The organism is Nocardia sp. NPDC003345 (genome assembly GCF_053589395.1).
In genome coordinates this window covers 22,319-33,111 of sequence record NZ_JBSFRU010000028.1, presented here as the reverse complement: position 1 = coordinate 33,111, position 10,793 = coordinate 22,319, and the positions used below count along the sequence as shown (strand labels likewise).

Here is a 10,793-nt window from a genome sequence, read left to right as displayed (position 1 = left end):
GGAGTGAAGAACCGGGTTAATAGGGCCCCACCCTCGAGCGGCGGAGCCGCTCCAATATCCCTGCATTACCCTGTTCGGGTGGCGATATCCAAGGTCGAGCGGCTGATGAATCTGGTCATCGCGCTGTTGTCGACCCGGCAGTTCCTGACCGCGGAGCGGATCCGGGAGAGTGTCGCGGGCTATGAGGACTGTGCCAGCGACGAGGCGTTCAGCCGGATGTTCGAGCGGGACAAGAACGAGCTCCGGGATCTGGGTATTCCGCTCGAGGTGGGTCCGTCGGGGCAGTTCTCCACCGTCGAGGGGTACCGCATCAACCGGGATGCCTATGAGCTACCGGATATCGATCTGACCAGTGAGGAGTCGGCGGCGGTGGCGGTCGCGCTGCAGATGTGGGAGTCGCCGGAGCTGGCGGCGGCGGCCGCGGGGGCGTTGCTGAAGTTGCGGGCCGCGGGGGTGCATGTGGAGACCGATACCGCCTTCGCCGCGATTCCGGCCGTTCCGGCTCGGACGCGGGGGTCGGAGCCGGTGCTGGGGAAGTTGCTCGCGGCCATCGATGCCGGTCAGGCGGTGCGGTTCGAGCATCGGGGGGCGAGCAACGCTCCCTTTCTGATGCGTGATGTGGAGCCGTGGGGTGTGGTGACGTTGCGGGGGCGCTGGTATCTGGTGGGGCACGACCGGGACCGGGACGCGGTGCGGACGTTCCGGTTGTCGCGGATCGGGGAGGAGATCAGTCCGTACGGTCCGCGCAACGCGGTGCGGGCGCCGGCGGGGACGGATCTGCGTGAGATCGTGTCGCGGGTGACCGGGTCGGCGCCGATCACCGGGTCGGCGACGATCTGGGTGGCGCAGGGCCGGGGCCGGGATCTGCGGCGGCTGGGTGAGGTCGTGGACAGCAGGGTCGTGGGTGGGCGTCCGGGCAGTGTGGTGGAGGTACCGATCCGGTCGCAGCATTGGCTGGCGCGGTTGATCACCGGGCTGGGTGCGGATGCGCTGGTGCTGGAACCGGCGGAGTTGCGCGCGGATGTGATGGCACGGCTGCGGTCGGTGATGGACCGGACCGAGGTGGTGTTGTGAGCACGCGGTTGTCGGCGCGGTTGTCGCGCCTGCTGAACATGGTGCCGTATTTCGTGGCGAATCCCGGGATCAGCGCGGCGGAGGCGGCGGCCGATCTGGGGGTCACCACCAAACAGTTGATGGCGGATCTGAATCAACTGTGGATGTGCGGGCTGCCCGGGTACGGGCCGGGCGACCTGATCGATCTGTCGTTCTCGGAGGAGAGCGTGCAGGTGACGTTCACCGCCGGTATCGAGCGCCCGCTGCGGTTGACCTCTATCGAGGCGACCGCGGTGCTGGTGGCGCTGCGTTCGATCGTGGATCTGCCCGGGATGGTGGATCCGACCGCGGCGCATTCGGCGATCGCGAAATTGGAGGCCGCGATCTCGGGGGCCGCGGGGCCGGGTTCCGGCGTGGCGGAGGATCCGGGCTACGGCCCGCCCGAGGCGCCCGCGGTGACGACGGTCCGGTCCGCGGTGGCCGGTGGCCGTGCGTTGCGGCTGGAGTACTACTCGGCCAGCCGCGACGTGGTGTCGACGCGGGTGGTCGATCCGATCCGGATCGTCGCGGTGGACGACAACAGTTATCTGCAGGGCTGGTGCCGGGAGGCCGAGGGCGTGCGTTTGTTCCGGTTCGACCGGATCGAATCGGCGGAGGAACTCGACGAGCCGGCGCGCCCGCCGCACGAGGCCCGCGATACCGACGCCGGGCTCGACCTGTTCCAGGAGGATCCCGGTATTCCGCTGGCCCGGCTGCTGGTGGCGGCCGATTACGGCTGGGTGCTCGATCAGTATCCGATGCACCGGGTGGCGGTGCATCCGGACGGCGGTCTGGAGGCGACCATGCGGTTCGCCACACTGGACTGGATGGCCCGGCTGGTGCTCGGCTTCGGGTCGGGTGTCACGGTGCTGGGCCCACCGGAACTGGTGGCGGCGGTCCGCGAACGCTCCGACGCCGCCCTGGCCGCCTACCGCGCGGCCGGCCTGGATCCGGTGCCCTGAGGTCGTGTGACGATCGCCCGCGGTTAACCGGCGGTTCGACCTGAGGGCACTTGCCTGCGGTTGTGTTCGGTCCCGCTGTTGCGCCAGGTAGCATCGACAGCACCACAGTCTTGGGAGGTAACCACAATGGGCAGTCTGAGCATCTGGCACTGGCTGATCATCGCGGCGCTGTTCGTGGTGTTCTTCGGCGCGAAGCGGATGCCCGACGCGGCCCGCAGTCTCGGCCGGTCGCTGCGGATCTTCAAGAGCGAGGTGAGCGAGATGCACAACGACGGCAAGTCCGAGGGCACTGTCGCGAAGCCCGCCCCGGAACTGCCGTCGGGCCGTGAGGCGGGCGCCTCGGCCACGGAGACCCGGAGCGAGTCGAAAACGCTCTGAGTCCGCTGTCGCCGGGCCCGGGAAACCGGGCCCGCGATGAGGGCTGTCGGCCCGGCGCTGCCGTCGGGCGTTGAGGCACGCTGACACGAGGGCAACCACATACCATGCGAATTCCGTTCGACCCCCGGCGCAGCAAACGCCGGACCAATCCCGATGGCACGATGTCGCTGGTCGAGCATCTGCGGGAGCTGCGCACCCGGCTGCTGATCTCGCTGGCGGCCATTGTCGTGACCACCCTCGTGGGTTTCCTGTGGTACGCGCATTCGTTCCTGGGGATCGAGAGCCTCGGTGAGATCCTGCGTGGGCCGTACTGTGATCTGCCCGCCTCGGCGCGCGCGACGCTTTCGCCGGACGGTGCGTGCCGGTTGCTCGCGACCGCGCCGTTCGAGCAGTTCATGCTGCGGTTGAAGGTCGGTCTCACCGCCGGTGTGGTGATGGCCTGCCCGGTCTGGCTGTACCAGCTGTGGGCGTTCATCACCCCGGGTCTGTACCCGAAGGAACGGAAGTACGCGGTCGGCTTCGTGGTGTCGGGGTCGGTGCTGTTCGTCGCGGGCGCGGTGCTGGCCTACTGGGTGATCGCCCACGCGCTGAGCTTTCTGCTCAGCATCGGTGACAATGTGCAGATCACCGCGTTGAGCGGTTCGCAGTACTTCAGTTTCATCATTCAGTTGCTGATCATCTTCGGTGTCAGCTTCGAGACGCCGCTGCTGATCATCGGGCTCAATCTGATCGGCGTACTGACCTACGAGCGGCTGAAGGCCTGGCGTCGCGGCATCATTTTCGGGTTGTTCGTCTTCGCGGCGATCGTCACGCCGCAGGATCCGTTCTCCATGCTGGCGCTGGCGTTGGCCCTCACGGTGCTGTTCGAGGTGGCGGTGCAGTTCGCCCGGTTCAACGACAGGCGCCGGGCCGTGCGCGCGGAGCAGGATCTCGGCTCGCTCGACGACGAGCAGGCCTCCCGCATCGACTCACCTACTTCGGTGGATGCCGCCGGTCCTATCGGCGGTGCGGACCCGGTGCCCGCGCCGCGCGCTACCGAGCGCCCGGCCTCGGACTATTCCGACACGCTCTGATCCGTCCCGGGCCGGTATGGGAGGTCACTCGCGGCGCCCGGTGCTGCCGTGCCCGGTTCTGCCGGATGCCCGCGGGCTCGGCGGTGCGGGCGGTGGCACCGTAATCCGGGCGACCGGTGTCGGAATCCTCGATTAGTCTCGGACTCGTGACATCGAACGCGTCGCTGACCGCCGAACTGTCCCGGTTCGCTTCCCAGCTGACATTCGAGCTGGACCCTTTCCAGCGCCATGCCTGTACCGCCCTCGAGGAGGGGCACGGAGTGCTGGTCTGCGCTCCCACCGGGGCGGGCAAGACGGTGGTGGGGGAGTTCGCGGTACATCTGGCCCTGGTCTCCGGCGGGAAATGCTTCTACACCACCCCCATCAAGGCGCTGTCGAACCAGAAGTTCGCCGATCTCACCGCGCGCTACGGCCGGGAACACGTGGGTCTGCTCACCGGAGATCAGTCGATCAATGCCGATGCCCCGGTGGTGGTGATGACCACCGAGGTACTGCGGAACATGATCTACGCCTCCTCCGATGCGTTGCGCGGCCTCTCGCATGTGGTGATGGACGAGGTGCACTACCTGGCCGACCGGTTCCGCGGCGCGGTATGGGAAGAGGTGATCCTGCATCTGCCGCCGGAGGTGCGGCTGGTGAGCCTGTCGGCGACGGTGTCCAATGCCGAGGAGTTCGGCGCCTGGATGGAGACCGTGCGCGGTAATACGACCGTGGTGGTGGACGAGACCCGTCCGGTACCGCTGTGGCAGCACGTGATGGTCGGGCGGCGGATGTTCGACCTGTTCGACAGCGAATCCTCCGATCAGCGGGTGCTCGTCGATTCCGATCTGGTCCGCTACATCAAACAGCGGGAGGCCCACGACCGGATGGACGGCTGGGGCGGCGGCCCGCGCGGTCGCGGCGGCCCGCGACGCTTCTTCCGCCCGCTGCCGCGCCCGGAGGTGCTGGCCCGGCTCGACGAGGAGGGGCTGCTGCCCGCCATCACCTTCGTCTTCAGCCGCGCCGGCTGTGACGGCGCCCTCGCGCAGTGCCTGCGATCCGGTCTCGATCTCAACGCCGGAACCGACCCGGCCGTGGTCGACGCGATCATCGAGAAGCACACCGGCGAACTGCCGCGGTCGGATCTCGAGGTGCTGGGGTACTGGGAATGGCGCGAGGCGCTCTACCGCGGGCTGGCCGCGCATCACGCCGGGATGCTGCCCGCGTTCCGGCACACGGTCGAGGAATTGTTCGTCAAGGGCCTGGTACGGGCCGTGTTCGCCACCGAGACGCTGGCGCTGGGGATCAATATGCCGGCCCGCACGGTGGTGCTGGAACGGCTGGTGAAATTCAACGGCGAAACCCACGCCGAGCTGACCCCGGGGGAGTACACGCAGCTGACCGGGCGCGCCGGGCGGCGCGGGATCGACGTGGAGGGCCATGCGGTGGTGCTGTGGCAGCCCGAGGTCGATACCAGCGCGGTCGCCGGACTCGCCTCCACCCGGACCTATCCGCTGCGCAGTTCCTTCAAGCCCGGATACAACATGTCGATCAACCTGATCGACCGGCTCGGTGCCGAGGAGGCCCGGCTGCTGCTGGAGCGGTCCTTCGCCCAGTTCCAGGCCGACCGGTCGGTGGTGGGCCTGGTCCGGGGGATCGAACGCAACGAGGGTCAGCTGCGCAAACTCGCCACGCAACTCGGCGGCGAGGACGGAGATTTCCTCGAGTACTTCCGGTTGCGCGAACGAATCAAGCAGCGGGAACGCCGGCTCAACCAGCAGACCCGCACCGATCGGCGGACCGCGTCGGTGGCCGCGCTCACCGAATTGCGCCGGGGTGATGTGGTGGCCATCGGGGCGGGCCGGCGGGCCGGTCTCGCGGTGATCCTGGAACCCGACGCGACCCCCGGCGATCCGCGCCCCCTGGTGCTCACCGAGGACAAATGGGCGGGGCGGGTCTCGGTGGCCGATTTCCCGGTGCCCGCGCAGCCGCTGGGCCGGATGCGGCTGCCCCGGCGGGTCGACCATCGCACCGCCCGGACGCGTCGCGATCTGGCCTCGGCGCTGCGCAGTACCGGGATCAGCGCGCCGCACCGGCCCCGGCGGGACAGACGTGCCGCGGGGTCCGACGACGCCGAACTGGAGACCCTGCGGCGTACGCTGCGGGCCCATCCCGCCCATTCCCGGCCCGATCGCGAACAGCTGGCCCGGGTGGGCGAGCGCTACAACCGGGTGAGCCGGGAGACCGAGGCGATGCGGCAGAAGGTCGCGACGACCACGAATTCGCTGGCCCGCACCTTCGACCGGATCGTCGGGCTGCTCGAGGAGCGCGGGTTCGTGCGGGCCGGGGAGGTGACCGCCGACGGCCGCCGCCTCGCGCGGATCTACGCGGAAAGCGATCTGCTGGTGGCCGAATGCCTGCGCCAGGGGCTGTGGCGCGGGCTCGGTCCCGCGGAGCTGGCCGCCGTGGTCTCGATTCTGGTCTTCGAATCCCGTTCGGAGGGCGGTTATCTCGGCGCCACCGGGCCCACCGCCCCGATCCGGCGGGCGGTGGCCGACACTCTCGCGCAGTGGTCACGGTTGCGCAACGACGAGGCCGAACACCGGCTGGCGCCGAGCCGTGAACCCGATCTGGGTTTCGTGGACGGTATTTACAAATGGGCCCGCGGTGACGCGCTCGCGGATTCATTGCTGGCCAGCGGAGATCAGGGCACGCCGCTGTCGGCGGGCGATTTCGTGCGCTGGTGCCGGCAGGTCATCGACCTGCTCGATCAGATCCACGGCACCGCCGACGATACGGAGGTCGCCGCCACCGCGGCGAAGGCGGTGCGGGCGATTCGCCGTGGTGTCGTCGCGGTGGACGCAGCGTGAGACCATCGATTGTGATTTGATTTCAACCGCACGCGGGGGGCTACCGTGTGTTTGACGATGCGAGTGGAGGCAACCAGATGAGCGGGCCGTACGGACCGAACGACGCCCCGGGTACGGGGGAGGGACGTAACGATCCCACCCAGGTCTGGGGCGGGCAGCAGCCGCCCGGCGCGGCGCCGCAGTGGGGGAGCCAGCAGCCCTCGCAGCCCCCGGTGCATGATCCGCAGCAGGCGCAGGCCACCCAGCAGTGGGGCGACCCGAACCAGCAGCAGTGGGGCCAGCAGCCACCGCAGCAGCAACAGTGGAGCCAGCCGCAGCCGCAGCCCGAGCAGGCGCAGCCGCAGCAGTGGGGCGATCCGAATCAGCAGCAGTGGGGGCAGCAGCCGCAGCAACAGTGGGCCGATCCCAATCAGCAGCAGCCGCAGCAGCAGTGGGCGGATCCGAACCAGCAGCAGTGGGGGCAGCAGCCACAGGGACAGTGGGGGCAGCAGCCGCAGCAGCAGTGGGGCGGGCAGCCCCAGACCTCCGGTGGCGGTGGTAAGAAGACCGGCCTGTTCATCGGGCTCGGCCTGCTGGCCGTGGTGGTCGTCGGTGCCGTGGTCGGGGTGATCCTGCTGCTCACCAGTACCGATCAGCTCGATCAGGCCGCCGTGCAGGACGGGGTCGCGAAGGTACTCGAGGAGTCCTACGGGATCGAGGACGTCAAGGACGTCCAGTGCCCGTCCGGTCAGGATGTCGCGGTGGACGCGACGTTCACCTGCGATCTGAAGGTCGGCGGCGAGGCCAAGAAGGTCAATATCAAGATCACCAAGGAGGACGGGACCTACGAGGTCGGCCGTCCCAGCTGATCCGTCCCACCGAGAACTCACCGAGAACCCGCCGGGAGGTGCCCCCGGCGGGTTCCGCTGTATCGCGGGCCGGGAGTCCGGCTCAGGATCCGGACGCGAGCGCGGTGATCAGGCGCTGGACCGGGCTTTCCGCGTTGTACCGCGTCGCCAGTTCGGCCAGCGCGTCGGCATCGGCGGGGATGGGGTGCAGGATATCGGGCCGTGACAGGATGACGTCCGCGTCGCGGACCACCCGGACCACCGGCGCGGCGGCGTCCAGATAGTCCGCGGCGGCCCGCAGCTTGGCGCGCATGCCCTGCGCCAGATCGGCATCGGGGTCCTCGACCGCCGCACGCAGCGCCTCGAGGCTGCCGAAACGGCTGATCAGCGTGGCCGCGGATTTCTCGCCGATCCCGGCGGCTCCGGGGAGCCCGTCGGAGGAATCGCCGCGTAGCGTCGCCATATCCGCATAGGCGGGACCGGCGTTCTCCTGCGGAACACCGTATTTCGCGGCGAGTTCGGCCGGCCCGAACAGTTCGGCCTTGGCCAGGCCGCGTCCCGCGTACAGCACCCGGACCGGCGGTGCCGGGGTATCGCGTACCAGTTGCAGCAGATCCCGGTCGCCGCTGACCACGACCACCGGGTCGGTGCGTTCGGTGGAGGCCAGGGTCCCGAGTACGTCGTCGGCCTCGAGCCCCTCGGCGCCGCCGGTGGCGATCCCGGCGGCCGCCAGCACCTCGAGGATCATCTCGACCTGGGGGGTGAGCCGGTCGGGTACGACTTCGGATCCCGGTTCGGCACCGGCGGCGGTATCGAGCCGATGGGCCTTGTAGGTGGGTACCAGTTCGACGCGGAACCGCGGCCGCCAATCCAGGTCGAGGCAGACCACCAGCCGGGCGGGGCGATGGCGGGTGATGAGCGAGGCGACCATATCGGTGAAGCCGCGCAGGGCGTTCACCGAGCGGCCGTCGGGGGCGGTGATCTTGTCCGGAATCGCGTGGAAGGCCCGGAACCACAGACTCGCTCCGTCCAGCAGCAGTAAGGGACGCGGGTCGGATTCGGTCGTAGTCACCTGCCGGAATCTACCGGGCGGCACCGACGATCCCGCGTGCCGTCCCCGGACGCGGGGTAAGTTCGAGATCATGAGCGCGCACACGGAGTCACGGTTCGCGGCGGAGGTCTACGGGGAACGGCTGGATCGGGCGGTGCAACTGCTGCACGCCGCGCATCTGGACGCACTGCTCATCACTCCGGGCCCCGACCTGCGGTATCTCATCGGTTCGGCGGCGCAATCCTTCGAACGGCTGACCTGTCTGGTGATCACCTCCGACAAGGCCACTCCGTCGGTGGTGGTCCCGAAGCTGGAACTCGCGGGTCTGGCCGAATCGGCCGTGGACGATCTGGGGTTGCGGGTCCTGGACTGGGTCGACGGCGTGGACCCCTACGAACTCGTGCAGTCGTCGCTGCATATCGGGTCGCGGGTGGCGGTCGCCGACGCCATGCCGGCCCTGCATCTGCTGCCGCTGGCGCGCACTTTCAGCGGGCTGCCGGTCTCGGCGACCCCGGTGCTGCGCGAACTGCGCATGATCAAGGATGTGGCCGAGATCGAGGCGTTGCGGCGTGCGGGCGCGGCCATCGACCGGGTGCATGCCCGGATGGAGGAATTCCTGCGAGTCGGGCGCACCGAGGCCGAGGTGGGCCGGGATATCGAGGCGGCGCTCGTCGCGGAGGGTCATACCGAGGCCGCGTTCGTGATCGTCGGCAGCGGTCCCAACGGTGCCAGCCCGCACCACGAGGTGTCCGACCGGCGGATCGAGGCCGGTGATGTGGTGGTCGTGGATATCGGCGGGCCGGTGGACCCGGGCTATTACTCCGATTCCACCCGCACCTACGTACTCGGCGAACCGGCGCCCGAGATCGCGGCCCGCATCGGTGAACTGGAGCGGGCGCAGGCGGCCGCCGTGGCGGCCGTCCGGCCCGGCAGCACGGCCTCCGCCGTGGACGCGGCGGCCCGGCAGCCGCTGGAGGCGGCCGGGTTCGGCCCGGCGTTCGTACACCGGACCGGTCACGGGATCGGGCTCTCGGTGCACGAGGAGCCCTATATCGTCGCCGGCAACGAACTGGAACTGCGGCCCGGAATGGCCTTCAGCATCGAGCCCGGAATCTATTTCCCCGGCGAATGGGGCGCCCGCATCGAGGACATCGTGGTCGTCACCGAGGACGGCTGCGAATCGGTGAACCGGCGCCCGCACGGACTCACCGTGCTGCCTGCCTGACCGTCGCCGCACGGTCTGCGCCGAACGCCCTGGTAGCGCCGCAGCAGCGGGTTCCGAGCCCGCTCAGGCGTCGCGCAGCGCGACCCCGCACAGCACCCGCGCCACCTCGATGACCACCACCACCCGGGCCGGGTTCTCGCGGGGGACCCGGTACCGCAGCGCGTAGCGGCGTTCGGCCTCCCGGACCTCGGCCGGGTCGTCGCGGACCGAAGCGGGGCCCTCCAGGGTGAGCCAGCGCCGTCCGTCGACCTGGCCGACGGCGGCGTAACCCCCGCGCCGGGCGTTGTGTGCCTTCACCGAGCCGCCACCGGTGATCACCCGGACCAGGCCCGCGTCGGGGTCCCAGGTGAAACCCACCGGGACCACATGCGGGGTGCCGTCGGCCCGCAGGGTGGTGAGCATGGCCAGATGCCGTTCGCTCAGGAATTCCAGGGCGGCGGGCGAGAGATCGACTGTATGCGGTGCCATGATCAGACCGTAGCCGTCGCGACGCGGGGCGCCGATGTCTCCCGGTTCGGTCCGCCGGTCCCCGCGGATGACAGACTGAGCGCATGGTTGTGCGTCGTACACGAGGGATCGACCCGGGCACAGTGCTGGTGCTGGGCGGACGCAGCGAGATCGGGTTGCAGGTCGCGCTGCGGCTGGCACCGGGACGGGCGGTGGTGCTGGCCGCCCGGCGGTGCGAAGACCTGGACACCGAGACGGCGGCGCTCACGGCCGCCGGGGCCACCGCGGTGCATCCGGTGGAGTTCGACGCCGACGACACCGCGAGCCATCCCGCCCTGCTGGCCAAGATCGTCGCCGACTACGGCCCGGTCGGGGTCGCCGTCCTGGCCTTCGGTGTCCTGGGCGATCAGGCCCGCGCCGAAACCGATCCGGCCCACGCGCTGGCGGTTCTGCACACCGATTACACCGCGCAGGTCAGCGTGCTGACCGTGCTGGCCGCGGAGTTGCGGGCACAGGGCAGCGGTCAGCTCGTCGTCTTCTCCTCGGTGGCGGGCGTCCGGGTCAGGCGCGCCAACTACGTCTACGGCTCGGCCAAGGCGGGCCTCGACGGTTTCGCCTCCGGACTCGCCGACGCGCTGCACGGCAGCGGCGTGCATCTGCTGCTGGCGCGACCGGGTTTCGTGGTCGGCGCCATGACCGAGGGGATGACTCCGGCCCCGTTCTCCAGCACTCCCGACCAGGTGGCCGCCGCGGTGGTGACCGCGCTGGGACGCCGGTCCGGCCGGGTGTGGATTCCGGGGATCCTGCGCCCGATCTTCTTCGGGATGCGGCTCCTGCCCCAGGCGATCTGGCGGCGGATGCCGCGGTGAGCGGTCGCGGGTGGCCGGCC

10 protein-coding genes are annotated in these 10,793 nt (G+C 69.8%); 8 read left to right on the top strand and 2 right to left on the bottom strand.

Annotation, left to right across the window (positions count from 1 at the left end; translation table 11 throughout):
- Positions 1-78 precede the first annotated feature (78 nt).
- The 6 genes from ACWDU1_RS05960 (at position 79) to ACWDU1_RS05935 (ending at position 7,202) form a co-directional block, all read left to right on the top strand.
- A complete protein-coding gene (locus tag ACWDU1_RS05960; protein WP_449996159.1) occupies positions 79-1,074 on the top strand; it encodes a helix-turn-helix transcriptional regulator in 996 nt (331 codons plus the stop codon).
- On the top strand, positions 1,071-2,054 hold the full coding sequence (locus ACWDU1_RS05955) for a helix-turn-helix transcriptional regulator (protein ID WP_449996158.1): 984 nt from the start codon (positions 1,071-1,073) through the stop codon (positions 2,052-2,054). Before ACWDU1_RS05960 ends, ACWDU1_RS05955 begins: the two co-directional genes overlap by 4 nt.
- Before the next feature lie 126 nt (positions 2,055-2,180).
- Positions 2,181-2,432, top strand: a complete 252-nt coding sequence (gene tatA, locus ACWDU1_RS05950; RefSeq protein ID WP_449996157.1) for a Sec-independent protein translocase subunit TatA — start codon at positions 2,181-2,183, stop codon at positions 2,430-2,432.
- Positions 2,433-2,536: 104 nt separating this feature from the next.
- Complete coding sequence (tatC, locus tag ACWDU1_RS05945) at positions 2,537-3,505, top strand: twin-arginine translocase subunit TatC (RefSeq protein WP_449996156.1); 969 nt, start codon at positions 2,537-2,539, stop codon at positions 3,503-3,505.
- Between the two features lie 146 nt (positions 3,506-3,651).
- Positions 3,652-6,354, top strand: a complete 2,703-nt coding sequence (locus tag ACWDU1_RS05940) for a DEAD/DEAH box helicase (RefSeq protein ID WP_449996155.1) — start codon at positions 3,652-3,654, stop codon at positions 6,352-6,354.
- Between the two features lie 77 nt (positions 6,355-6,431).
- On the top strand, positions 6,432-7,202 hold the full coding sequence (locus ACWDU1_RS05935) for a DUF4333 domain-containing protein (protein ID WP_449996154.1): 771 nt from the start codon (positions 6,432-6,434) through the stop codon (positions 7,200-7,202).
- Positions 7,203-7,284: 82 nt separating this feature from the next.
- On the opposite strand, the gene ACWDU1_RS05930 is transcribed toward ACWDU1_RS05935, so the two are convergent.
- Entirely contained in the window at positions 7,285-8,253 is a 969-nt protein-coding gene (locus ACWDU1_RS05930) for a 5'-3' exonuclease (protein WP_449996153.1), read from the bottom strand.
- A gap of 70 nt (positions 8,254-8,323) precedes the next feature.
- Here ACWDU1_RS05930 and ACWDU1_RS05925 point away from each other — a divergent pair, with 70 nt between their 5' ends.
- On the top strand, positions 8,324-9,457 hold the full coding sequence (locus ACWDU1_RS05925) for a M24 family metallopeptidase (RefSeq protein WP_449996152.1): 1,134 nt from the start codon (positions 8,324-8,326) through the stop codon (positions 9,455-9,457).
- 63 nt (positions 9,458-9,520) lie between these two features.
- On the opposite strand, the gene ACWDU1_RS05920 is transcribed toward ACWDU1_RS05925, so the two are convergent.
- Complete coding sequence (locus ACWDU1_RS05920) at positions 9,521-9,925, bottom strand: pyridoxamine 5'-phosphate oxidase family protein (RefSeq protein WP_449996151.1); 405 nt, start codon at positions 9,923-9,925, stop codon at positions 9,521-9,523.
- Positions 9,926-10,008: 83 nt separating this feature from the next.
- On the opposite strand from ACWDU1_RS05920, the gene ACWDU1_RS05915 reads away from it, so the two are divergent.
- A complete protein-coding gene (locus tag ACWDU1_RS05915; RefSeq protein WP_449996150.1) occupies positions 10,009-10,773 on the top strand; it encodes an SDR family NAD(P)-dependent oxidoreductase in 765 nt (254 codons plus the stop codon).
- Positions 10,774-10,793 lie beyond the last annotated feature (20 nt).